Raw genomic sequence first — 23,830 nt, 5'->3', positions numbered from 1 at the left:
TTCATTATTTTACAGCTTCTTTTAGTTCTTTACCAGCTTTGAAAGCAGGTACTTTAGAAGCTGCGATTTGCATTTCTTCACCAGTTTGTGGGTTACGGCCTGTACGAGCAGCTCTTTCGCGAACTTCGAATGTACCGAATCCGATAAGTTGTACTTTTTCACCAGCAGCTAAAGTGTTAGTGATTGATTCTACTACAGTTTGTACAACTACAGTAGCTTCTTTTTGAGAAATCTCAGCATTTTGTGCTACGTTTTTAATTAATTCTGTTTTGTTCATGTTTTTCACCTCATATGTAAATAATGCTATTTAAGTTGTTATTATAACGTATAAAACATTCGAGAACAAGTGTACGTACATATATTCGCAAAAAAAATGAAATTTGTAATATTTTTAGGGTTCTTTATAGACATTCTATTTAAGCCGACAGAGATTTGTTCTTCATTTCAGTCTTCTCTTGATAAGAAGATAGTTTCTTATTATAAGATATGAAGTAAGGTAGTGCTACAAATAACATACCTCCTACTAAATTTCCAAAGAAAACAAAAATAAAGTTTGGAAAATATTCAGCCCAAGTGAAATGACCGGCAAAAATTGCGGCTGGGATGACAAACATATTTGCTACAACGTGTTGAAATCCAATCGTAACAAAAGTCATAACTGGGAACCAAATACCGATAATCTTTCCGATAAATTCTTTACTTCCCATACTGAGCCAAACAGCTAAACAAACGAGCCAATTACATCCGATTGCAGAAATAAATGCTTGCAATGGTGTATCTTGTAGTTTCGCTTGAGCGATAGAAATAGTTTTCGCTAAAAAAGCTCCTTCAGTTAAGCCAACGATATGGCCAAAAAAGTAGGCTACAAATACAGCCCCTATGAAATTGCTAAACGTAACAATAACTAAATTTCGTATGAAATGAAATAAAGTAATTTTCTTTTGAAGCCAAGCCATAGAAACTGTCATCATGTTACCAGTTACTAGTTCACCGCCTGCAAGAATAACGAGAATAAGACCGATAGGGAATACAGCAGCGCCTAGAAAACTAGTAAATGATCCCCAATATTTTGGCATTGTTCCAATAACATGAATATCGAGTAAATACCCTAATGCGATAAAAGCACCGCCAAAAAAACCGAGAATTAGCATAGGGAGTAATGATAAATGAGCTTTTTTCCTTCCGGAATCCGCAGCAAGTTCCGTAATTTCTTCTGGTGTAAATACAGACATGAATAACCCCTCCGTAATAAAATGATGGAATGAATAGAAAAAGATTCGAAAATATATGTATTATAAAAATATGGTATGACTTCTGTATAAAATTGTCAAAGTGAATAGGGAGGAAATTACATATTAATAACATTGTTCATGTTGTCACATTAATGTAACAATAAGGATTTAAAGTGTTTCTAGAGGTGAAAACATGAATACGAATCATGTAAAAAAAGAACGAAAAAAATCAATCGTAAAGATATTTATTATTAGTTTTATAAGTATATTAATGATACTAGTAAGTTTGTATTATTATGCGACAGAAATAGAACGAAAACTAGTAACAGTTACATGGAATGAAATAGAAGCTTCTGCAATTCCTAAAGAATTTAATAATAAAAAAATATTACAGTTTTCAGATGTACATTTAGGGCCAGAGTTTACATTGAAGCAACTTGAACATTTGGTGGAGAAGATGAATGAATTACATCCAGATATAGTAGTTTTTACCGGAGATTTAATAGATAAATTTGGTTCTTATAGTGCAGAAAGAGAGGGAGCGAAGGCTATTTTGCAGAAAATTTATGCTCCCTTAGGGAAATATGCTGTGTTTGGGAATCATGATAGGGGCGGGGGCGGTAGTTTATTTTACAAAAAATATATGGAGGAAGCTGGTTTTTCTGTATTAGTAAATGAAGTGCAGAAAATTAAAGTGGAAAACGGCAAATATATTACAATATCAGGTTTGGATGATTTTCTATTAGGGAAGCCGAAAATAGATTCAACTTTAAAAAACTTGAAACAAAATGATTTCAACATGTTATTAGTACATGAGCCGGATGTTGTAACCAAAATCAATCGTTACCCAGTTGATCTTCAACTGTCAGGACATAGTCACGGAGGACAAGTCCAAATCCCTTTTGTAGGTCCGTTAATTACTACCAAACTAGCTGAGAGTTATGTTGAAGGTATGTATGAAGTGGAGGGGAAGAGTAAGCAGTTATATTTATATGTAAATCGTGGTATTGGGACTACTAGGATGCCTGTTAGATTTTGTAGTGTACCTGAACTTTCAGTTTTTGTGTTGAAGCAAAAGAGTGACTAGAATATTTAACAATATGATTCGGAGGAACGTGCGATGTTGGGCGATGGAAAACAGTTTCTTAAAACTTTAGATGTGACAAAGTAATTTTCATAAATAAAAAACAACAATAGGACCTATAAAGGGTCCTATTGCTGTTTTTATCCTGCATTGATTGCCCATAAATGTCCGATTGATGGGGGCTAATTATAGTTTTACTTTGTTATTTTTGCAAGGAAAGACCATCAAAATATGTTCTATAGTTATTTGAGAATTCGAAGTTGTTTTTTGCATCCCAATTAATAGACCAAGACATTAGGCCGCGGAATGCAGGATAGCCACTCTGGTTAGAAAGTTTATACTTTCCTCCGAACGGAACTCCTTTAATGATATAATTTAAAGCTTTTTTCATTTCAGTTGGCGAAATGTATCCACCACTTGGAGCTGCCGCTGGTGCTGCTGGAAGCCCAATCATGACTTGATCTGAACGAAGAGCTGGGAAAATGTTATTTGCATTACCACCTACAGGAAAACCATGTAAGAGCATATCTGCCATAGCGACCTCGTAGTCTGCAGTACCTTGATTGTAGTTATTACCGTCCATTCCAATCCCGCTACCAGCGTTGTAGTGTTGAACATGAATGTATGTTAGTTTATCTTTCACTCCGTAAATAATTGGTAAATATGCACCCCATATGTTTCCATATGCGCTATAACCGCCTTGAACATAAGCTGTTTCAGGAGCCATGCTTAATAGAAAATCTGGACCATAATGATCTGAGATTGTTCGAATAGCTGATATAAGATTTACGATTTGGGGAGTAGTTGGATTTTTGAAATTAGTATCATTTCCGTTTAAGTAAATACCTGATTCAAGGTCAATATCTATTCCATCAAAACCGTATTTATCGATTAGAGACTGTATGGAATTAATAAAACGATCCTTAGCGGCATTGTCAGGAAGTAAAACGACTCCATTTTGTCCACCTATTGAAAGAACTACTTTCTTTCCTTTACTTTTTAAATAAGAAATATCTGATTTGAAGTCTGCATCTGTACCATACACAGGAGAAAATTCAACAGTGGAACGATCACCACCAGTTTCACCAAAAGATACATTGATTACATCCCATTTTGGTGAAACGTCTTTTAATTTAATAATGCCAGTACCGTTATCAAAGTTATGCCAATATCCAACGAGTAATTTTGAACCTAAATTGTTTGCTGCTTGTGCTTGGAAAGGGGATAGCGGTAGAAGTAAGAACATTACTAAAATGCAACAAAAAAATTTGAACTTGTTTAACATATCAACACTCCTATACAAAAAGTTGTCTAGATGTATAATCTTGTTTATTTAATAATATCTGAAAATTCTTTCTTTTGTAAGGGGACTATAATTTTCTCAACAATTGTGTATGGGAAAGTATTAAACCTAATGTAATAATTTTTGAAGAAGGTTGAATTGTAATTGTTAAATTCAGAATATTTTGATATATTTTAACGTATAGAACAAAATCTTTCGCACAGTACTCTTACATAAGTTTCAAAATTTAGTTTGGAAGGGGATGTACAAGATTTGGATAAAAATCTAAAGAAAGACCTCAAAATACGCCACATTACAATGATTTCAATTGGCGGCGTAATAGGGGCTGGTTTGTTTGTTGGAAGTGGTGCAGTTGTACATTCGGCAGGACCAGGTTCTATCGTTTCATATGCATTAGCAGGACTTCTAGTCATTTTCGTCATGAGAATGCTAGGAGAAATGGCAGCTGTTAATCCGACAAGTGGTTCATTTGCAACGTATGCAAGAGAAGCGATTGGTCCTTGGGCGGGTTATACAATAGGCTGGTTATACTGGTTTTTTTGGGTAATTGTTATTGCAATAGAAGCCACAGCAGGTGCTGGTATTATCCAATATTGGATTCCACAAATACCGCTTTGGTTATTAAGTTTAATATTAACAATTTTATTAACGCTGACGAACGTTTTTTCGGTGAAATCATTTGGAGAGTTTGAATATTGGTTTTCTTTTATTAAAGTAATAAGTATTGTTTTGTTCCTTTGTCTAGGTCTTGCTGTTATTTTAGGATTTGTTCCAGGAACAGAAGCACCCGGCACTTCGAATTTAATTGGACAAGGTGGATTTATGCCAAACGGTATAAGTTCGGTCCTGCTTGGAATTACTGTTGTTATATTTTCATTTATGGGATCAGAGATTGTAGCAGTAGCCGCAGGTGAATCTGCAGAACCTGTAAAAGCAGTAAAAACAGCAACAAACAGTGTGATTTGGCGTATTCTTGTATTTTTTATTGGGTCTATAGCAGTAGTTGTTACGCTACTGCCATGGAATTCAGCAAACATATTAAAAAGTCCATTTGTAGCTGTACTTGAACATATAGGAATACCAGCGGCAGCACAAATTATGAATTTTATCGTTTTAACAGCTGTACTTTCTTGCTTAAATTCAGGCTTATATACAAATTCAAGAATGCTTTTTTCAATGGCAGAAAGAGGAGATGCTCCAAAGTCATTTTTAAAATTGAACAGTAGTGGTGTTCCCGTTCGAGCGGTTTTATTTGGAACTTTCTTCGCTTATATTGGAGTTGTGTTTAGTTACATTTCTCCAGATAAAGTCTTTTTGTTTTTAGTGAATGCATCTGGCGGGATTGCGTTACTAGTTTATCTCGTTATTGCAGTTTCGCATTTAAAGATGCGTAAAAAAATGGGGAAAGTAGAACAACAAAATTTGAAAGTGAAAATGTGGCTTTTTCCGTATGTAACGTATGTTACAATTGCTGCTATTATAGCAGTTTTAGTTGCGATGTTCGCAATTGATACTTTACGTTCACAAGCATTTTTAACAATGTTTGTTACTGTTCTTATCATACTTTCTTATTTTATTTTTAATAGAAATAAAAATAGCACAGTTTTGCATCCTAAAAGTAAGAATGAGGAATCTGTTCGATTCTAATTTTCTTATTTTCGAAGAGAGTTACACCCAATCATTGCTATAAAAGAATCATATATAATCATAGAAACAAGTAATTACTATTGTCATAGTGAATATAAACTTTTTTCTTGACTTTTTATACGAAGGCGAGCAAAATGGTAAAAAAGGAAGGGGGGATGATGATGGAAGAGTACGTATTAGAGCTGTATAACCTGTTATATACGACAGAATGGCAAGATATTGTTTCGTTTCTAGGAATCGTATTTTGCATGAAAATTGTAATTGTATATATGGAAGAGCAAGGTATGTTCTATTCCTTCTCATCTCCGTTCGATGTGCAGCGCGAGCCGTTGCTAAACTATGCCAATGTGAATTACGAACAATTTCCTTTTGTAGTTTTCTTTATGATTCGATTTATTACAGCAATTGTAAGGAAAAAGGAAAGTGATGATGAAGAGTGCCACGCAACTTGTAAGGTAGCTAACGTTTTTTAAGCTAAATACAAGGAGGAGATTTATATGTGGTTTCGATTTCTTATGATTGGTTTCTTTTCATTAACAGCAATTTCATTAATGGGATATCAAGTGTCTGAAATTTTTCAAGCATATAGCGATACATTTTTTAACAAAAACTAATCGCATTGCTATTTGAATAATAAAGCGATAAAATCCTTCTTAAGAAGTTTTATTAAGAAGGATTTTTTTCTTTGTCTGGTCTTGCTGTGTCAAACTATTGTCACATTTACACTGTGAATAATATGTTAAAATAGTGAGGTTATGTATACATACTTGAAGGAAGAGGGAGTGACCATTTTGGTGGATCAATCAACAAATCAGAAAAGCTATGCTCCTATTGTGATAACGCTTTCTGTAATTGTAAATGCGATTATTTTATTTTTGTTCTTTGGACCTGTTGGCTATGAAGGAGAAGTACATTTTGATGTAACGATTTTACCAATGTTAAACGCGATTTTTAATAGCTTTACGTTCGTATTTTTATTAGCAGCGTTATTCTCTATCATTAAAAAGAATGTGAAAATGCATCGTGGTTTTATCCTTGCAGCATTTACGACAACTTTACTATTTTGTGTGTCGTATTTATCGTATCATTACTTAGCACCGGCAACACATTTTGGCGGAGAAGGATTCATTAAATATGTGTATTTCATCATTTTAATTACACATATTATCCTAGCAGCAATTATCGTACCACTTGCATTGTTTGCGCTTGTATTTGGTTTTACAAATCAATTAACACGTCACCGTAAAATTGTACGTTGGACGATGCCGATTTGGTTATATGTAAGTTTATCTGGTGTTATTGTTTACTTAATGATCTCACCTTATTACCAATAAAAAAATCTCAGCCTGTAGGCTGGGATTTTTTTATTAAGCAAATATTTTTGTGAAATGAAAAAAATATGGTATACAAAAGTATAGTTGCTTTTCATATAGAAGGGATGGTAAAGAAATATGCAAAATTTTGTATTTCGTAATCCAACGAAACTTATTTTCGGTAAAGGTCAATTAGAACAGTTAAAAACTGAAATTCCACAGTTCGGTAAAAAAGTTCTTCTCGTATACGGGGGAGGCAGCATTAAAAGAAACGGTATTTATGATAATGTAATTTCTATTTTAAAGGATATTAATGCAGAAGTATTTGAATTAACAGGTGTTGAACCGAATCCACGTGTATCAACTGTAAAGAAAGGGATTCAAATTTGTAAAGAGAATGGTGTTGAATTTATTTTAGCAGTTGGTGGAGGAAGTGTAATCGACTGTACGAAGGCAATTGCAGCTGGTAGTAAGTACGATGGAGATGTATGGGATATTGTAACGAAAAAAACATTTGCTAATGAGGCATTACCATTTGGTACTGTACTTACTCTTGCAGCAACAGGATCTGAAATGAATGCAGGCTCGGTAATTACAAACTGGGAAACGAATGAAAAGTATGGATGGGGTAGCCCGGTTACTTTCCCGCAGTTTTCGATTTTAGATCCAGTTCATACTACTTCTGTACCGAAAGATCAAACAATTTACGGTATGGTAGATATTATGTCGCACGTATTAGAACAATATTTCCATCATGGAACGAATACAGAACTACAAGATCGTTATTGTGAAGCTGTTTTAAAAACAGTAATTGAGACAGCTCCTAAGCTTTTAAGTGATTTAGAAAATTATGAGCATAGAGAAACTATTTTATATTGTGGTACTATGGCGTTAAACGGCATTTTAGCAATGGGAGTAAAAGGAGATTGGGCGACTCATAATATTGAGCATGCAGTTTCTGCTGTTCATGATATACCACACGGGGGTGGCCTTGCGATTTTATTCCCGAACTGGATGAAGCATGTTGTAGAGGGAAATGTAAGTCGTTTTAAACAGTTTGCTATTCGAGTATTCAATGTAGAAACAGATGGAAAGACTGATCGAGAAATTGCGTTAGAAGGAATTCAGGCGTTACGTCAATTTTGGACTTCAATTGAGGCGCCAGTAACATTATCTGATTACGCTATTGGAGAAAATGAAATTGATTTAATGGCGGATAAAGCGATGGCGTATGGTGAATTTGGTAACTTTAAAAAATTAAATAAAGATGATGTTTTAAGTATATATAAAGCTTCTTTATAAGTGAATTTAGAAAAGAAATCTATTTGATTGTTTGATCGAATAGGTTTCTTTTTTTGCTGTTTATAAATGTTTGTGGATGTTTTTGATTATTTTTGATTGTTTATGGTTGATTTTTGTGACCGTTTTCATTATACTGTAATCAAAGAAGAGGTGAATAAAATGTTAACTCCTGAACGTCATCAAATGATATTGCAACTTGTAAAAGAACAGAAAGTTGTAAAATTACAGCAATTAGTTGAAAGAACAGAAAGCTCTGAGTCGACAATTCGCCGTGATTTAGCACAATTGGAAAAGCAAAGGTTATTAAAAAGAGTTCATGGTGGTGCCGCTGTTTTAACAGGAAAAGGGCAAGAACCAACGATGGTCGAAAAATCATCCAAAAACATTCAAATAAAACAACAAATTGCTAAGTATGCGGCTAGCGTTATTGAACAAGGTGATTGTATTTATTTAGATGCAGGAAGTACAACATTTGAAATGATTCCATTTTTAATAAATAAAGATGTTACTGTCGTTACGAATGGACTTATGCATATTGAAGCTTTAGTTGAAAATAATATTCGTGCGTATTTACTAGGCGGAATGATGAAGAGTAGGACGAAAGCTTTAATCGGTGCTATGGCACAGGAAAGTATGCAGAAGTATCGTTTTGATAAATGTTTTTTAGGTGCAAATGGTGTACATGAACAGCTTGGCTTTACAACGCCAGATCCAGAAGAAGCGCTCTTAAAACAAATGGCATTAACATTAGCAAACGAAGGATATTTCTTAATTGATGAAAGTAAGTTTTCAGAAGTTGCGTTTGCGAAAATTGCAAATGTTGAAGATGCAAATATTATTACAAACCATTTAGAAATTGATTTAGAAAAATATAAACAACAAACCAATGTAATTGAGGCTGATAAACAATGATCTATACAGTTACTTTAAACCCATCTATTGATTATGTAGTGCAAGTTTCTTCCTTTGATTTAGGAACAATAAATCGAGCGGAAAAAGATATGAAGTTTCCTGGAGGAAAAGGAATTAATGTTTCTCGTGTTCTTCAGCGTTTAGGTGTTAAAAATATAGCACTTGGATTTACTGGTGGATTTACTGGTCAATTTATTAAAGAGGTATTACAGACGGAAGGTGTAACAACAAACTTCGTCCAAGTAGATGAAGATACTCGCATTAATGTGAAAATAAAAGGGGAAGAAGAAACAGAATTAAATGGCCAAGGTCCTATTGTAACAAAAGAGCAGTTCGAACAGTTAATGAAAAAAATTGAGAGTATGCAACCTGGAGATTGTGTTGTACTTGCTGGGAGTGTACCAGTTTCTATTCCAAGTACCTTTTACGAATCAATTGCTGCGTTTGGAGCTGAAAAAGGTATTCGTGTAGTAGTAGATGCAAGTGGAAGTGCACTGCAACATGTAATTAAAAATAAGCCATTTTTAATTAAGCCAAACCACCATGAACTTGGTGAGTTGTTTGGAGTGGAGCTTTCAACAGTAGAGGACGTTTTACCTTATGGAAGAAAATTAATTGAACAAGGTGTAAAACACGTTATCGTATCGATGGCTGGAGAGGGAGCTTTATTATTTACGGCAGAAGGTATATATGAAGCGACTGTTCCAAAAGGTGTTGTAATTAATTCAGTTGGGGCCGGGGATTCTCTTGTTGCAGGGTTTGTAGGCAAATATGAACAGACAAAAGATATTGAAAAGGCATTTCAATACGGCGTTGCAACAGGGAGTGCAACAGCATTTTCAGCTGATTTATGTAAGAAGGAAAAAGTAGAAGAATTATTGTCGCAAGTAATTGTAGCTAAGCGATAGGGGGAAGCAACATATGAAAATTACAGAACTATTAAAAAGGGATACAGTCATTATGGATTTGACAGCTTCAAATAAAGAAGCTGTCATAGATGAATTAGTTGAGAAATTAAACGGGGCAAATCGTTTAAATAGTAAAACGGAATTTAAAGAAGCTATTTTAAAGCGGGAGGCCCAAAGTACGACTGGAATAGGGGAAGGTATTGCAATACCTCATGCGAAGACAAAGGCTGTTAAACAACCATCGATTTGTTTTGGTAGAAGTGTAAGCGGTATCAATTATGAGTCGCTTGACGGACAGCCAGCACACTTATTCTTTATGATTGCTGCAAGTGAAGGAGCGAATAATACTCATTTAGAAACGTTGTCTCGTTTATCGACATTATTAATGGATGAAGGATTTCGCAAGCAACTATTAGAAGCAAAGGATGAAAGTGAGCTTCTTCAACTATTTGATGAAAAAGAGAATGAAAAAGAAGAAGAGATTGAAGTCGCAAAACCAGAAGGAAATGAACCGTACGTACTTGCTGTTACAGCTTGTCCAACTGGAATCGCTCACACATATATGGCAGCGGATAGCTTAAAAGCAAAAGCGACAGAGTTAGGAATAGCGATTAAAGTTGAAACAAACGGATCAACAGGTATTAAAAACGGTTTAACGAAAGAGGATATTGGACGTGCAACAGCTATTATTGTTGCGGCGGATAAACAAGTAGAAATGAATCGTTTTGCTGGTAAACATGTCATTCAAGTGCCAGTTGCTGATGGGATTCGAAAAACGGAAAATCTGCTTAAGCGAGCTGTCAAACAAGATGCACCAATCTTTAAAGGTGTAAAAGAGGACGGGAAATCAGAAAGTATTGAGGGAGAAAAAGGATTAGGAATTTATAAGCATTTAATGAGCGGTGTAAGTAATATGCTTCCATTCGTTGTTGGTGGCGGGATTTTAATAGCGCTAGCGTTTTCGTTTGGTGGTATAAAGGCGGAAGGTCCTTTAGCTGAATTGTTCATGTCAATTGGTGGAGGAAAAACAGGTGCGTTTTTATTCCTTGTACCAATTTTAGCTGGATTTATTGCAAGTTCTATTGCTGATCGTCCTGGTTTTATGCCTGGTGTTGTAGGTGGATTTTTAGCGGCGAATGCGAATGCTGGATTTTTAGGTGGATTAATTGCTGGTTTCTTAGCTGGATATGTTGTTTTAGGGTTGAAAAGATTATTTTCAGGACTACCAGTACAATTAGAAGGAATTAAACCTGTATTGTTATATCCAGTCTTTGGATTATTGATTACAGGAGTTGTAATGCAAAAAGTAGTAATTCCGCCTGTAGTAGCATTAAATGAAATGTTGACAGGGTGGTTAAATGGTTTAAACGGTACGAATGCTATATTACTAGGTCTTATTTTAGGTGGTATGATGGCAATTGATATGGGGGGGCCAATTAATAAAGCGGCATTTACGTTTGGTATTGCTGCAATAGAAGCGCAGAATTTTGGAGTGCACTCAGCAGTTATGGCTGGTGGGATGGTACCACCACTTGCGATTGCATTCGCAACTACATTCTTTAAATCAAAGTTTACAGAAGCGGAACGTAAATCTGGTTTAACAAATTATATTATGGGAGCGTCGTTCATTACAGAAGGTGCGATTCCGTTTGCAGCTGCAGATCCGGTTCGAGTAATCGTAAGTTGTGTTGTTGGTTCAAGTATTGCAGGTGCGTTATCTATGTTATTCCAAATTACATTACCGGCACCGCATGGTGGATTATTTGTAATAGCGTTAGTAAATAAACCGTTACTATATATTTTCTCTATATTAATTGGAACAATTGTCTCGGCTGTTATGCTAGGTGTTTGGAAAAAGAAAGTTCAATAACAAATAAAAAGAGAGCAGTTTTTAGTAGCTGCTCTCTTTTTATTACAAAAAAATAGGTTAACAATTGAATATTGATGTTTTTTGGTAAAAGATGTAACGAATTGTGAATTTTTTGTAACAAAAAAGTAACACTGTAATTTTTTCTGGAAAAAAGTTCTTGTGCTCTTATATGAAAAATATATGAAAACCACTGGAGATTGTATGAGAAATACATTTTATTAATATGGAAATTTATGTTACAACTCGTTAATCGTATATTACGAATGCTTTGTAATTGTGTGATTTCTAAAAATTCTAAAAAACTGTTGCTATAATGAAAATACGAAAACAAAGCAAATGGAGGCTATTCATGAAAAAATTATTAGGTATAGCAACAGCAGCAGTTTTTGGTCTTGGGATTTTTGCGGGTTCTGCTAAAGCGGAAACAATTGTAACAACAGACATATTAAATGTTAGAGAAAACCCAAATGTAGAGTCAAAGCTTGTAGGTAAAGTGTTCAGTGGGAATACACTAGATGTTATAAATACAGAAAATGGATGGACAAAAATTAAGTTGAACGGTAAGGAAGCGTTTGTAAGTGCCGATTTTACAAAGAGCACATATTATGTAACGGCGGGCGTATTAAATGTTCGTGCTGGAGCGAATACTGATTCTGAAATTTTAGGTAAACTTAATAAAAATGATGTGATTGAAACGACGAATCAAGTTCAAAATGAATGGTTACAATTCGACTACAATGGAAAAGTTGGATATGTTCACGTGCCATTTTTAACAGGAACAGCACCTGTAATCGAAAAGAAAGAGGTTGTAGCTCAAGAAGAAGCGCCAGCTAGAACAAATACGCCAGTTAAAAATAATACAGTAGTTAAGAATAAAGAGTCTGTTAAGAGTAACGATTCTATTAAGAATGTAGAATCAAGTAAACCTGTGGTAAAAGAAAAACCGGCTGCAAAACCAGTTGCAAAATCTACTGAAACAAGTGCGCCTACTGGTGGTCGTGAAATTACAGTAGAAGCGACGGCATATACAGCAGATCCGAGTGAGAATGGTTCGTATGGTGGTCGTGTATTAACTGCAATGGGGCATGATTTAACAGCAAATCCAAATATGAAAGTAATTGCTGTTGATCCGAAAGTAATTCCGCTTGGATCAAAAGTATGGGTAGAAGGATATGGAGAAGCGATTGCTGGAGACACCGGTGGTGCGATTAAAGGAAATCGTATTGATGTATTAGTCGGTTCAGATGGTAGTGCTAATAGCTGGGGGCGCAAATCTGTAAAAGTGAAAGTTATACAATAGGTTATCGATATTAATATAAAAAGCGGTTGCTTGAAACTATGTAAGCAGCCGCTTTTTATGGATTATTGAAATGGATAAATAGTTTTACCTGTAATAATTTTATATGCACTGCAAAATTGCGTTTGTATATATTCTGTATTTTTATTTTCTGGATGTAATGTTGTTTCATGGAGAGTAGAATGAAAAGCTCGTAGTAAACAATTTAGGGCGAAGTATAATTCCTCTTGTGAACAATTTTGTTCTTTTGTAGAAGTGGCTAAAATGAGGTCTTTTGTCAAAGATGAAAAATTGATGGTGGATTGTTTCATAGTTAACTCATCCTCTCGAAACTATTTTTATCATGTATATGCAGAATTGGACAAACTATGTTCTTTTTTCTGTATAATTTCATGTACCGAAATGAAAGAACTTGCAATCATGCCGTTAAAATTGGTAAGATTGGGTATAATCAATAGATGGAGTATATTACATAAAGAGAGTTGAATGATATGGGAGAAGTGCAACGTGAAAAAGTTGCTGTCATCATTGGACCAACTGCTGTTGGAAAGACGAAGTTAAGTATCGATCTTGCCAAAGCGTTGAACGGTGAAATTATTAGTGGTGATTCCATGCAGATCTATCGAACGATGGATATTGGAACTGCAAAGGTAACAAAAGCAGAGATGGACGGAATTCCACATTATATGATCGATATAAAAAATCCGGAAGATTCATTTTCTGTCGCGGAATTTCAAGAACGTGTTCGCAAGCATATTCGAGAAATTACAGAACGTGGTAAATTACCAATTATAGTTGGTGGGACCGGTCTTTATATACAATCTGTTTTATTCGATTATCAGTTTACAGATGATGCTGGTGATGTGATATACCGAGAGCAAATGGAAAAGTTAGCTTTAGAACGCGGTGTGGAATATGTACATAAAAAATTGCAAGAAGTAGATCCAGAAAGTGCGGAGCGTATTCATGCAAATAATGTACGACGTGTCATTCGGGCGTTAGAAATTTTCCACACGTCGGGTGAAAAAATGAGTGAACAAATTGAGAAACAAGAAAAAGAGTTACTCTATGATGTTTCATTAATTGGCTTGACAATGGATCGAGAAATGCTATACGATCGCATTAACTTACGAGTGGATTTGATGATGGAACAAGGCCTATTAGAGGAAGTAGAAGGGCTGTATAATAGAGGGATACGAGATTGTCAATCTATTCAAGCGATTGGATATAAAGAAATCTATGATTATTTTGAGAATCGAGTCTCTTTAGAAGATGCGGTATCACAATTAAAGACGAATTCGCGTCGTTATGCAAAGCGTCAATTAACGTGGTTCCGTAATAAAATGGATGTCACGTGGTTTGATGTTACAAACGGTGAAAAAACGTCAGAAATTTTACGATACATAGAAGGAAAGTTACAAGTAAAGTCGAATAATAGTAAGTAGAGAAAAAGAGGAGGATTCGACATGAAGCAATCAATCAATATTCAAGATCAGTTTTTAAATCAACTCCGTAAAGAAAATACGTTTGTTACGCTGTACTTATTAAATGGTTTCCAGCTTCGTGGACTAATTAAAGGATTTGATAATTTTACAGTCCTGCTGGAAACAGAAGGTAAGCAACAGCTTATTTATAAACATGCAATTTCTACATTTGTACCACAAAAAAATGTTTCAATTGAATTAGAATAGTAATGAATTATTGTACATAACAAAAAAGAGCGAGTTTCCTCGCTCTTTTTTTATTTGTCATAAACAATATATAGTGAAATTTAAGCGATTCTAAATACAGTAAGGCGGATGTTAGTATTTCCTGTCGCAGGGATCGTAATCTCATTAAGAGTAGATTGGACAGAGATTCTTGCACCAGCTGCTAATGTTTCTATTGTAGTAAATGAAAGTGAGTCGCCTATTAAATTTGAAGAGAAATTATCAGTTGCGACTGCTCCATTAATTGAAATTCCTACTCCGAGTGGAGCGCATCCTGGCGCAGTTGTAGAAATGGATACGCTAATTACATAAATACCACCGTTAATAATAGTAACTGTATCTGTGCCGTTGAAGATAATATTGTTTACGTTAATTGCAGTACTAAAAATAAAGTTATTAAATTGCAGTACTGTTTGCTGAATATTGTTTGTTACAACAATTGTTGCTATAGGGAAGCTAGGTCCAGTTGGCCCAGTAGGTCCAGTAACTCCTATGCCAGTAGCGCCGGTAGCACCCGTGTTACCTTGAACACCCTGAGGTCCAGTAGCGCCTGTGTTACCTTGAACACCTTGAGGTCCAGTGGCACCGGTAACGCCGGTAGCACCTGTGTTACCTTGAACACCCTGAGGTCCAGTAGCGCCGGTAGCACCTGTGTTACCTTGAACACCCTGAGGTCCAGTGGCACCAGTAGCACCTGTGTTACCTTGAACACCTTGAGGTCCAGTAGCACCAGTAGCACCTGTGTTACCTTGAGGTCCAGTAGGTCCAGGAGGCCCGCCAGAAGGTCCAGTAGGTCCGGTAACTCCTATACCAGTAGCGCCAGTGGCACCCGTGTTACCTTGAGGTCCAGTAGCGCCAGTGGCACCCGTGTTACCTTGAGGTCCAGTAGCGCCAGTGGCACCCGTGTTACCTTGAGGTCCAGTAGCGCCAGTGGCACCCGTGTTACCTTGAGGTCCAGTAGCGCCAGTGGCACCCGTGTTACCTTGAGGTCCAGTAGCGCCAGTGGCACCCGTGTTACCTTGAGGTCCAGTAGCGCCAGTGGCACCCGTGTTACCTTGAGGTCCAGTAGCGCCAGTGGCACCCGTGTTACCTTGAGGTCCAGTAGCGCCGGTAGCACCTGTGTTACCTTGAACACCCTGAGGTCCAGTAGCACCAGTAGCGCCGGTAGCACCTGTGTTACCTTGAACACCCTGAGGTCCAGTAGCACCGGTAGCACCTGTGTTACCTTGAACACCTTGAGGTCCAGTAGCGCCAGTAGCGCCGGTAGCACCTGTGTTACCTTGAACACCCTGAGGTCCAGTAGCACCGGTAGCACCTGTGTTACCTTGAACACCTTGAGGTCCAGTAGCGCCAGTAGCGCCGGTAGCACCCGTGTTACCTTGAACACCCTGAGGTCCAGTAGCGCCGGTAGCACCTGTGTTACCTTGAACACCCTGAGGTCCAGTAGCACCGGTAGCACCTGTGTTACCTTGAACACCTTGAGGTCCAGTAGCGCCAGTAGCGCCAGTAGCACCGGTAGCACCCGTGTTACCTTGAACACCCTGAGGTCCAGTAGCGCCGGTAGCACCTGTGTTACCTTGAACACCCTGAGGTCCAGTGGCACCAGTAGCACCAGTAGCACCAGTAGCACCTGTGTTACCTTGAACACCTTGAGGTCCAGTAGCACCGGTAGCACCTGTGTTACCTTGAACACCTTGAGGTCCAGTAGCACCGGTAGCACCTGTGTTACCTTGAACACCTTGAGGTCCAGTAGCGCCAGTAGCGCCGGTAGCACCCGTGTTACCTTGAACACCCTGAGGTCCAGTAGCGCCGGTAGCACCTGTGTTACCTTGAACACCCTGAGGTCCAGTGGCACCAGTAGCACCAGTAGCACCTGTGTTACCTTGAACACCTTGAGGTCCAGTAGCACCAGTAGCGCCGGTAGCACCTGTGTTACCTTGAACACCTTGAGGTCCAGTAGCACCAGTAGCGCCGGTAGCACCTGTGTTACCTTGAACACCTTGAGGTCCAGTAGCACCAGTAGCGCCGGTAGCACCTGTGTTACCTTGAACACCTTGAGGTCCAGTAGCACCAGTAGCGCCGGTAGCACCTGTGTTACCTTGAACACCTTGAGGTCCAGTAGCACCGGTAGCACCTGTGTTACCTTGAACACCTTGAGGTCCAGTAGCACCGGTAGCACCTGTGTTACCTTGAACACCCTGAGGTCCAGTAGGTCCAGGAGGCCCGCCAGAAGGTCCAGTAGGTCCGGTAACTCCTATACCAGTAGCGCCAGTGGCACCTGTGTTACCTTGAGGTCCAGTAGCACCAGTAGCGCCGGTAGCACCTGTGTTACCTTGAACACCCTGAGGTCCAGTGGCACCAGTAGCACCTGTGTTACCTTGAGGTCCAGTAGCGCCAGTAGCGCCCGTGTTACCTTGAACACCCTGAGGTCCAGTGGCACCAGTAGCACCTGTGTTACCTTGAGGTCCAGTAGCGCCAGTAGCGCCCGTGTTACCTCGAGGTCCAGTGGCACCAGTAGCACCTGTGTTACCTTGAGGTCCAGTAGCGCCAGTAGCGCCCGTGTTACCTCGAGGTCCAGTGGCACCAGTAGCACCTGTGTTACCTTGAGGTCCAGTAGCGCCAGTAGCGCCCGTGTTACCTCGAGGTCCAGTGGCACCAGTAGCACCTGTGTTACCTTGAGGTCCAGTAGCGCCAGTAGCGCCCGTGTTACCTCGAGGTCCAGTGGCACCAGTAGCACCTGTGTTACCTTGAGGTCCAGTAGCGCCAGTAGCACCCGTGTTACCTCGAGGCCCAGTGGCACCAGTAGCACCTGTGTTACCTTGAGGTCCAGTGGCGCCAGTAGCGCCCGTGTTACCTCGAGGTCCAGTAGCGCCTGTGTTACCTCGGGGCCCAGTGGCACCGGTAGGTCCAGTAGCGCCCGTGTTACCTTGAGGTCCAGTGGCACCAGTAGCGCCCGTGTTACCTCGAGGCCCAGTGGCACCGGTAGCGCCAGTAGCGCCCGTGTTACCTCGAGGCCCAGTGGCACCAGTAGCGCCTGCTGGTCCAGTAGGTCCGGTAGGTCCTTGAATGAACGAAGCAGAATTAACTAGAGCAGTTTGTAATGCTGCTATTAATTTAAGGAGCTCTTGAAGTGTGCAAGGGTCAATTCGGAATAATTTTGTAATGTATAGTAAATAGTTAATGAGATTTTGAAGCTCAATAAATACAGCGCTTGCTACAAAGGTTGGATTTCTTAATATAGTTATTAAGTTTTTAATAATAGCTAACCCTTGTGCTTTCAGGGAGGAAGTAGCGTCTAGTGAACAAATAAATTTACTCAGTAGGTTCAATGTATCGATTAGATCTTCAATATTTTGGGGAGATGGATTTGCGAAAAGTTTTGGGATTATTTTTGTTAAATCAATAATAATCGCACGAAATGTTCTAAGTTGAGCTTTAGTAATTGGGATTGATGGAGTATTTGGAATTCGTCCGGCGCTACTTGGAAAGCATGGTTTGGAGAATTTGTTTTGATTGTCGTTATAACGAGACATTAAATCTCTCCTTTCTCACGAAAATGTGAACGAAACTCATCATAGTAGATGCAGAAATTAGTTAAATGGTCATAATAAAATCGTTTGTTTAAAGAAAAAATAGAAAAAACGCCTTACAATAAGGCGTTTTTTCTATTTTCTGCGTATTGATAATATCGCTTTAATGAAATTTTTGATTTGAATCCAGCGAGTTTTATAATTTCTGATTCAGGAGTTTCTTTTTTTATTAAGTTTAAAATATAGGTGTTACGAAAATGTTGTCCTGAAATTCCTTTACGTAAATTGGCTCTAGCCACTTCGAGGCGAATCATTTTTTGTATAGCAATTTCCGTTAATGCCTTTGGTGCATCATTTTCATATACCCACCTGTATGTTCCACGGTTAAAATCGAATGCGACAAATAATGGATCATCACTATGGTATTTAGGACGAACTGGTTCCGGGATGCTTTTGTAATAATTATATAGTTGTTTTTTGTCTTCTTTTGCTAATGTAATTGTTCTTTCTACACCTGCGGTTGCTGGGATTGATAATGTGTTAGTTTCAAAGTGAACGTGATGCATTGTTAATGCTGTAAGTTCTTGTAAGGATAAACCGTAGTCAATCAATAGATTTAAAATAGCAATATTGCGATCCATTAATAAGGGGCGCACAGGAAGTTGTTTTTCTGAAAGTCCTTCTAATGAAGTGACTATATACTTTAACCTTTTTTCTTCATCAGGTGAAATGAAATCTTCGTTACGAAGTGTACGGTCTGGTTGAATAGATATCTCCATATTTTTCAATGGATTAGGAATGTTTAGAAAATGATGCATTCTATTTAGTACAATAAATACACGATGCATCGTTTTTTCTGAGTAATGTCGATTCGTTTTTAAATCGGAAAAGTAATCTTCGTAGTCTTTTGTACAAAGTGTAGCCCATATATTACTGGAAGGGAGCTTTTTGTTTTTTTCTAACCAATGTCCGAAGTCTTCAACGTCATAAACATAACGTTTAATAGTTGAGGGTTTTCGGCCTTTATTCAATAAAAAAATAGAAAAGGCTTGTATTGTATCATGGAATTCCGTTGTCTCCATAGTCCCACCACCTTAATTATTTCTTATATTATAGCAAACTTTTCTGAAAATAGGCATTTACAAGGGGGACAGGAATAATAATATTTGGTGAGTGGATAAAATGAGGTGATTGTATGGAACAATCGATGCGAAAGAAAAACAATAATCAAATTAATATTGTGTTAAACCATCGAAAGAAAATTTCTTTGCCAGCCGCAGAAAATAAAACGGTAATTTCAAATGAAACTACAATTAAACATGAAATGCTGCAGAGAATTGAAGAAGAGATGGGGAAGCTTGTTGGGATGGATGATATAAAAAAGATAATAAAAGAAATATATGCTTGGATTTATGTGAATAAAAAAAGACAAGAGAAGGGATTGAAGTCAGAGAAGCAAGTACTTCATATGCTGTTTAAAGGGAATCCAGGTACAGGGAAGACAACAGTTGCTAGAATGATAGGAAAATTGCTGTTTGAGATGAATATTCTATCGAAAGGCCACTTGGTTGAAGCTGAACGTGCTGATCTTGTAGGAGAGTACATCGGCCATACAGCCCAAAAAACAAGAGACTTAATAAAAAAAGCAATGGGAGGTATTTTGTTTATTGATGAGGCGTATTCTTTAGCTCGAGGAGGAGAGAAGGACTTTGGAAAAGAAGCAATTGATACGCTTGTAAAACATATGGAAGATAAACAACATGGTTTTGTATTGATTTTAGCTGGATATTCAAGAGAGATGAATCACTTTCTTTCATTAAATCCAGGGCTGCAATCTCGTTTTCCATTTATTATTGAATTTGCGGATTACTCGGTAAATCAGTTGTTGGAAATTGGGAAAAGAATGTATGAAGAGCGTGAATATCAGTTATCGAAAGAGGCTGAATGGAAATTTAGGGATCATTTACATGCTGTAAAGTATTCGTCGCAAATTACATCGTTTAGTAATGGGCGGTATGTACGGAATATTGTTGAAAAATCAATTCGTACACAGGCGATGCGGTTGTTGCAAGAAGATGCCTATGATAAAAATGATTTAATTGGAATATCGAGCATGGATTTGATGCTCGAAGAGGAGACGCACAGTACATAAACTGTGCGTCGATTTTTGTGTATAAGTTCGTTTACTCTTTTTTTGCTTTTTCTTGGTGTGCTTTATGGAAGTGTTCCATTTTAGCGCTCTTTTCGTGTGCTGAATTAGGATCGTGCCCGAATTGATTTACTGAGCTTTTTTGAGCTCCTTTATTAACGTGGTTTGTCATTTGTATTCACCTCACTTTAAAAATTAGTATAAACATTATATAAAGAAAAAATCGTTAGAAAAGAAAAACCTCTTTACGATATGCAAAGAGGTTAGATTGCTATTTATGCATTGAACGTTCTTTCGTTTCGATACGTCTGTGCGGTAAATGCCATTTGTAATGAATAGAAACCATGCGGAAGCAAACAATTAAAATGAATAAAATGTAAAGAGCCCAATCGCTAACAATAATTTGAGCGCCAATTAAGAAACCTGCTAAAATTGTCCAAAAGGCATATACTTCAGCTCGAAGAACGAGAGGTTTTCTGCGGGCTAAAAGATCGCGAATGATACCGCCGCCGATACCAGTTAAAACAGCTGCTACAATTGTGGCGCTAATTGGTAAATTTAATTTTTGGGCATATAATGCTCCTTGTACAGCAAATGCTGATAAGCCGATAGCGTCAGTGATATTTTCCCACTTTTTCCAATGTCTAATTAACTTATTTGGAAAAAGAAAAATAATAGTCATTGATAAAAGTGCGATTTGGAATAACATGTCTTGTTGCCAAAATGCGACAATCGGATAACCGATTAATAAATTACGAAGGGCACCTCCCCCAAATGCGGTTGCCATTCCTAAAATATACACCCCGAAAATATCATAATCCTCTTCCATTGCAACAATGGCTCCGCTTAGTGCGAAAGCGATTGTGCCTATGATGCTAAAAATCTCCCATGCCATGAATTTTCTCCCCCGCTAACTAGATGAAATGTGCTTCCTCTGCTATTATATTAGAAGGTTTAAATTTCGAAAAGGATGAGTGAACATATTTGATGGAAGAAAAAGAAAAAGTCATATTAGTAGGCTGTCAATTGCCACAAGATGATGATGAAAAATTTATGCATTCCATGAAAGAGCTTGCATCACTAGCGAAGACTGCACGAGCAGAATTGTTAGTGTCAACAACGCAAAAACGACCAAAGTTTCATCCGGCAACTTACATAGGTAAAGGGAAATTAGAAGAGCTTACAATGTTAACTGAAGAATTAGAGCCGGATGTTATTGTATTTAATAATGAATTAACGCCGAGTCAAATTCGGAATTTATCCTCAGTATTAAATGCGAGAGTAATTGATCGAACGCAACTAATACTGGATATTTTTGCGCAACGTGCGAAGTCGAGGGAAGGTAAGCTTCAAGTAGAATTAGCTCAGTTGCAATATACAATGCCGCGTCTTATGGGGCAGGGATTGTCCTTATCGCGTCTTGGTGGTGGTATTGGAACGAGAGGACCGGGTGAGACGAAATTAGAGACGGATCGTCGTCATATTCGATCCCGTATTGATGAAATAAAGAAACAACTTGCAGTTGTTGTGGAACATCGAAAAAGATATCGTGAGAGAAGAAAAGATAATAAAGTATTTCAAGTTTCGTTAATAGGGTATACAAATGCAGGGAAATCGACACTGTTTAATAGATTAACGGAAGCTGATACGTTTGAAGAAAACCTTCTGTTTGCAACATTAGACCCAACGACGAGGAAGATGCCGTTACCTTCTGGTTATACAGTATTACTAACTGATACTGTTGGTTTTATACAAGATTTACCCACTTCATTAATCGCTGCTTTTCGTTCGACACTGGAAGAAGCGGGGGAAGCAGATGTCATTTTACATGTAGTTGATTCCGCGGATTCTAACTACATAGGGCATGAAAAAACAGTAAAACGATTATTATCAGAACTTGAAATTAACCATATTCCTATTATTACGTTATATAATAAAAAAGATGAATTACATCAAAACTTTATTCCGTTTCCGAAAAGTGATTTCTTAATGACTAGTGCTTTTGAAGAAAGTGATTTATTGCGTATAAAAGAAGCGATAGAAACGAAGATGAAGAAAGAAATGGATTGTTATCGAGTGGAAATCCCTCCGAGTGAAGGTAAGTTGTTAACGCTTTTAAAGACGGAAACTCTATTAGCAAAGATGGAGTTTCTAGAAGATAAATTTGTATATGATTGTGCAGGGTATATTTTTACTCATTCATCGCTTAATGTGCAATTAAAGAGATTTTTAGTGGAAGAAGGAGAAAATAAAAATGTTTGATCGTTTGAAAAATGGAGAAAAAATTGCTCCAATTGTAAAAGAAGTAGAGAGTCAGATTACAGAAGTACATAAACGTGCGGATGAAGTGATTGAAAGCAATCAGTTTCGTGTATTAGAAAGTTTTCGGAAACATAAAATTAGTGACTCGCATTTTATCCCGACAACAGGTTATGGTTATGATGATATTGGCCGTGATACGTTAGAAAAAGTGTATGCTGATGTATTTGGGGCGGAAGCTGGACTTGTTCGTCCGCAAATTATTTCAGGTACTCACGCTATCTCTACAGCGTTATTTGGTATTTTACGCCCGGGAGATGAGTTATTATATATCACTGGGAAACCGTATGATACGTTAGAGGAAATTGTTGGTGTGCGTGGGAAAGGTGTAGGTTCATTTAAAGAATATAATATCGGTTACAATGCAGTTCCGCTAACTAGTGCTGGGCTTGTTGATTTTGAGGCTGTTGCAGCGGCGATTCATAATAATACGAAAATGATCGGTATTCAGCGTTCGAAAGGTTATGCTACTCGTCCATCGTTTACTATTTCTCAAATTAAAGAGATGATCGCGTTTGTTAAAGAAATTAAACCTGATGTTGTTGTGTTTGTAGATAACTGTTATGGCGAGTTTATTGAAGAGCAAGAGCCATGTCATGTTGGTGCAGATTTAATGGCGGGTTCACTTATTAAAAACCCGGGCGGCGGAATTGTTAAAACTGGCGGTTATATTGTCGGGAAAGAACAGTATGTTGAAGCGTGTGCATATCGTTTAACATCTCCGGGAATTGGTGCGGAAGCTGGAGCGTCTTTATACAGTCTGCAAGAAATGTATCAAGGGTTCTTCTTAGCGCCACATGTTGCAGGACAAGCGCTGAAAGGTGCAATTTTTACAGCTGCGTTTTTAGAAAAGTTAGGAATGAACACGTCACCAGCGTGGAATGCGCCAAGAACAGACTTAATTCAATCGGTTCAATTTGATGATAAAGACCGTATGATTGCCTTCTGCCAAGCGATTCAATATGCATCTCCAATTAATTCGCATTTTACTCCGTATGCAAACTATATGCCAGGTTATGAAGATGATGTAATCATGGCGGCGGGAACGTTTATTCAAGGTGCAAGTATTGAATTGTCTGCTGATGGTCCAATTAGACCACCGTATGTTGCGTATGTGCAAGGTGGCTTAACGTATTCGCATGTTAAAATTGCGATTTGTTCTGCGATTGACGAATTGATTGAAAAGAATTTATTAATAATTTCTTAATGGGAAGCTGTCGATTTTGGCAGCTTTTTTCGTATAAAAGTAATGATT

Annotated in this window: 22 protein-coding genes; 14 read left to right on the top strand and 8 right to left on the bottom strand. The window is 37.7% G+C overall.

Annotated elements, in window-relative coordinates; all coding sequences use genetic code 11:
- Positions 1-4: 4 nt before the first annotated feature.
- On the bottom strand, positions 5-277 hold the full coding sequence (locus GD442_RS17650; RefSeq protein WP_001043904.1) for an HU family DNA-binding protein: 273 nt from the start codon (positions 275-277) through the stop codon (positions 5-7).
- 139 nt (positions 278-416) lie between these two features.
- Positions 417-1,232 carry a formate/nitrite transporter family protein gene (locus GD442_RS17645; RefSeq protein WP_000110517.1) on the bottom strand — a complete coding sequence of 272 codons (816 nt, stop codon included), beginning with the start codon at positions 1,230-1,232 and terminating at the stop codon, positions 417-419.
- 193 nt (positions 1,233-1,425) lie between these two features.
- Between GD442_RS17645 and GD442_RS17640 the strand changes: the two genes are divergently transcribed.
- Positions 1,426-2,319 carry a metallophosphoesterase gene (locus GD442_RS17640; RefSeq protein WP_001095336.1) on the top strand — a complete coding sequence of 298 codons (894 nt, stop codon included), beginning with the start codon at positions 1,426-1,428 and terminating at the stop codon, positions 2,317-2,319.
- 199 nt (positions 2,320-2,518) lie between these two features.
- On the opposite strand, the gene GD442_RS17635 is transcribed toward GD442_RS17640, so the two are convergent.
- The gene (locus GD442_RS17635; RefSeq protein WP_000932434.1) at positions 2,519-3,601 is read right to left on the bottom strand and encodes a chitinase; all 1,083 of its coding nucleotides are present in this window, start codon (positions 3,599-3,601) and stop codon (positions 2,519-2,521) included.
- A 270-nt stretch (positions 3,602-3,871) separates the two neighbouring features.
- On the opposite strand from GD442_RS17635, the gene gabP reads away from it, so the two are divergent.
- The 8 genes from gabP to entD all read left to right on the top strand — a co-directional run bounded on the left by gabP (position 3,872) and on the right by entD (position 12,871).
- Positions 3,872-5,266: a GABA permease gene (gene gabP, locus GD442_RS17630; protein ID WP_000360112.1), complete on the top strand. Its 1,395-nt coding sequence runs from the start codon at positions 3,872-3,874 to the stop codon at positions 5,264-5,266.
- 134 nt (positions 5,267-5,400) lie between these two features.
- Positions 5,401-5,739, top strand: a complete 339-nt coding sequence (locus GD442_RS17625) for a hypothetical protein (protein WP_002041693.1) — start codon at positions 5,401-5,403, stop codon at positions 5,737-5,739.
- 318 nt (positions 5,740-6,057) lie between these two features.
- Positions 6,058-6,600, top strand: a complete 543-nt coding sequence (locus GD442_RS17620) for a DUF420 domain-containing protein (protein ID WP_000228315.1) — start codon at positions 6,058-6,060, stop codon at positions 6,598-6,600.
- A 117-nt stretch (positions 6,601-6,717) separates the two neighbouring features.
- The gene (locus GD442_RS17615; RefSeq protein ID WP_001179093.1) at positions 6,718-7,881 is read left to right on the top strand and encodes an iron-containing alcohol dehydrogenase; all 1,164 of its coding nucleotides are present in this window, start codon (positions 6,718-6,720) and stop codon (positions 7,879-7,881) included.
- A gap of 159 nt (positions 7,882-8,040) precedes the next feature.
- Positions 8,041-8,793, top strand: coding sequence for a DeoR/GlpR family DNA-binding transcription regulator (locus GD442_RS17610; protein WP_000957279.1), 753 nt, complete (start codon positions 8,041-8,043; stop codon positions 8,791-8,793).
- A complete protein-coding gene (gene pfkB / locus GD442_RS17605; RefSeq protein ID WP_000640859.1) occupies positions 8,790-9,701 on the top strand; it encodes a 1-phosphofructokinase in 912 nt (303 codons plus the stop codon). The genes GD442_RS17610 and pfkB overlap by 4 nt, the downstream gene beginning before the upstream one ends.
- Before the next feature lie 13 nt (positions 9,702-9,714).
- Complete coding sequence (locus GD442_RS17600; protein WP_000704607.1) at positions 9,715-11,571, top strand: PTS fructose transporter subunit IIABC; 1,857 nt, start codon at positions 9,715-9,717, stop codon at positions 11,569-11,571.
- 349 nt (positions 11,572-11,920) lie between these two features.
- On the top strand, positions 11,921-12,871 hold the full coding sequence (entD, locus tag GD442_RS17595; protein ID WP_000734605.1) for a cell wall-binding protein EntD: 951 nt from the start codon (positions 11,921-11,923) through the stop codon (positions 12,869-12,871).
- A gap of 62 nt (positions 12,872-12,933) precedes the next feature.
- On the opposite strand, the gene GD442_RS17590 is transcribed toward entD, so the two are convergent.
- Positions 12,934-13,179, bottom strand: coding sequence for a hypothetical protein (locus tag GD442_RS17590; protein WP_000814429.1), 246 nt, complete (start codon positions 13,177-13,179; stop codon positions 12,934-12,936).
- A 180-nt stretch (positions 13,180-13,359) separates the two neighbouring features.
- On the opposite strand from GD442_RS17590, the gene miaA reads away from it, so the two are divergent.
- Together miaA and hfq are read left to right on the top strand one after the other, a co-directional pair.
- The gene (miaA, locus tag GD442_RS17585) at positions 13,360-14,313 is read left to right on the top strand and encodes a tRNA (adenosine(37)-N6)-dimethylallyltransferase MiaA (RefSeq protein ID WP_000504928.1); all 954 of its coding nucleotides are present in this window, start codon (positions 13,360-13,362) and stop codon (positions 14,311-14,313) included.
- A gap of 21 nt (positions 14,314-14,334) precedes the next feature.
- Complete coding sequence (hfq, locus tag GD442_RS17580; RefSeq protein ID WP_000813896.1) at positions 14,335-14,559, top strand: RNA chaperone Hfq; 225 nt, start codon at positions 14,335-14,337, stop codon at positions 14,557-14,559.
- An 80-nt stretch (positions 14,560-14,639) separates the two neighbouring features.
- Here hfq and GD442_RS17575 read toward each other — a convergent pair whose 3' ends face one another.
- Together GD442_RS17575 and GD442_RS17570 are read right to left on the bottom strand one after the other, a co-directional pair.
- Positions 14,640-18,110: a Gly-Xaa-Xaa repeat protein gene (locus GD442_RS17575; protein WP_159365135.1), complete on the bottom strand. Its 3,471-nt coding sequence runs from the start codon at positions 18,108-18,110 to the stop codon at positions 14,640-14,642.
- Positions 18,111-18,223: 113 nt separating this feature from the next.
- Complete coding sequence (locus tag GD442_RS17570) at positions 18,224-19,189, bottom strand: tyrosine-type recombinase/integrase (protein WP_000450326.1); 966 nt, start codon at positions 19,187-19,189, stop codon at positions 18,224-18,226.
- 113 nt (positions 19,190-19,302) lie between these two features.
- On the opposite strand from GD442_RS17570, the gene spoVK reads away from it, so the two are divergent.
- Complete coding sequence (gene spoVK, locus GD442_RS17565; protein ID WP_000438178.1) at positions 19,303-20,259, top strand: stage V sporulation protein K; 957 nt, start codon at positions 19,303-19,305, stop codon at positions 20,257-20,259.
- A gap of 31 nt (positions 20,260-20,290) precedes the next feature.
- Here spoVK and GD442_RS27825 read toward each other — a convergent pair whose 3' ends face one another.
- Positions 20,291-20,428 (bottom strand): hypothetical protein, encoded by a 138-nt coding sequence (locus GD442_RS27825; RefSeq protein ID WP_000181500.1) that lies wholly within the window; start codon positions 20,426-20,428, stop codon positions 20,291-20,293.
- A gap of 99 nt (positions 20,429-20,527) precedes the next feature.
- Entirely contained in the window at positions 20,528-21,151 is a 624-nt protein-coding gene (locus tag GD442_RS17560) for a trimeric intracellular cation channel family protein (protein WP_000312267.1), read from the bottom strand.
- A 92-nt stretch (positions 21,152-21,243) separates the two neighbouring features.
- On the opposite strand from GD442_RS17560, the gene hflX reads away from it, so the two are divergent.
- Positions 21,244-22,518 (top strand): GTPase HflX, encoded by a 1,275-nt coding sequence (hflX, locus tag GD442_RS17555; protein ID WP_000391408.1) that lies wholly within the window; start codon positions 21,244-21,246, stop codon positions 22,516-22,518.
- Complete coding sequence (locus GD442_RS17550; RefSeq protein ID WP_000460304.1) at positions 22,511-23,782, top strand: methionine gamma-lyase family protein; 1,272 nt, start codon at positions 22,511-22,513, stop codon at positions 23,780-23,782. The genes hflX and GD442_RS17550 overlap by 8 nt, the downstream gene beginning before the upstream one ends.
- Positions 23,783-23,830: the final 48 nt, after the last annotated feature.

It is taken from the genome of Bacillus sp. A260 (assembly GCF_009861435.1).
Classification (GTDB): Bacteria; Bacillota; Bacilli; order Bacillales; family Bacillaceae_G; genus Bacillus_A; species Bacillus_A cereus.
Note: the sequence above shows the minus strand (reverse complement) of the source record. Positions and strands in the feature narration are given on the sequence as shown.

Bases quoted from the DNA above. Each gene is read 5' to 3' on its own strand.
- GD442_RS17650 (WP_001043904.1), bottom strand. From the start codon at position 277: ATGAACAAAACAGAATTAATTAAAAACGTAGCACAAAATGCTGAGATT.
- GD442_RS17645 (WP_000110517.1), bottom strand. From the start codon at position 1,232: ATGTCTGTATTTACACCAGAAGAAATTACGGAACTTGCTGCGGATTCC.
- GD442_RS17640 (WP_001095336.1), top strand. From the start codon at position 1,426: ATGAATACGAATCATGTAAAAAAAGAACGAAAAAAATCAATCGTAAAG.
- GD442_RS17635 (WP_000932434.1), bottom strand. From the start codon at position 3,601: ATGTTAAACAAGTTCAAATTTTTTTGTTGCATTTTAGTAATGTTCTTA.
- GD442_RS17625 (WP_002041693.1), top strand. From the start codon at position 5,401: ATGGTAAAAAAGGAAGGGGGGATGATGATGGAAGAGTACGTATTAGAG.
- GD442_RS17615 (WP_001179093.1), top strand. From the start codon at position 6,718: ATGCAAAATTTTGTATTTCGTAATCCAACGAAACTTATTTTCGGTAAA.
- GD442_RS17610 (WP_000957279.1), top strand. From the start codon at position 8,041: ATGTTAACTCCTGAACGTCATCAAATGATATTGCAACTTGTAAAAGAA.
- pfkB (WP_000640859.1), top strand. From the start codon at position 8,790: ATGATCTATACAGTTACTTTAAACCCATCTATTGATTATGTAGTGCAA.
- GD442_RS17600 (WP_000704607.1), top strand. From the start codon at position 9,715: ATGAAAATTACAGAACTATTAAAAAGGGATACAGTCATTATGGATTTG.
- entD (WP_000734605.1), top strand. From the start codon at position 11,921: ATGAAAAAATTATTAGGTATAGCAACAGCAGCAGTTTTTGGTCTTGGG.
- GD442_RS17590 (WP_000814429.1), bottom strand. From the start codon at position 13,179: ATGAAACAATCCACCATCAATTTTTCATCTTTGACAAAAGACCTCATT.
- miaA (WP_000504928.1), top strand. From the start codon at position 13,360: ATGGGAGAAGTGCAACGTGAAAAAGTTGCTGTCATCATTGGACCAACT.
- hfq (WP_000813896.1), top strand. From the start codon at position 14,335: ATGAAGCAATCAATCAATATTCAAGATCAGTTTTTAAATCAACTCCGT.
- GD442_RS17575 (WP_159365135.1), bottom strand. From the start codon at position 18,110: ATGTCTCGTTATAACGACAATCAAAACAAATTCTCCAAACCATGCTTT.
- GD442_RS17570 (WP_000450326.1), bottom strand. From the start codon at position 19,189: ATGGAGACAACGGAATTCCATGATACAATACAAGCCTTTTCTATTTTT.
- spoVK (WP_000438178.1), top strand. From the start codon at position 19,303: ATGGAACAATCGATGCGAAAGAAAAACAATAATCAAATTAATATTGTG.
- GD442_RS27825 (WP_000181500.1), bottom strand. From the start codon at position 20,428: ATGACAAACCACGTTAATAAAGGAGCTCAAAAAAGCTCAGTAAATCAA.
- GD442_RS17560 (WP_000312267.1), bottom strand. From the start codon at position 21,151: ATGGCATGGGAGATTTTTAGCATCATAGGCACAATCGCTTTCGCACTA.
- hflX (WP_000391408.1), top strand. From the start codon at position 21,244: ATGGAAGAAAAAGAAAAAGTCATATTAGTAGGCTGTCAATTGCCACAA.
- GD442_RS17550 (WP_000460304.1), top strand. From the start codon at position 22,511: ATGTTTGATCGTTTGAAAAATGGAGAAAAAATTGCTCCAATTGTAAAA.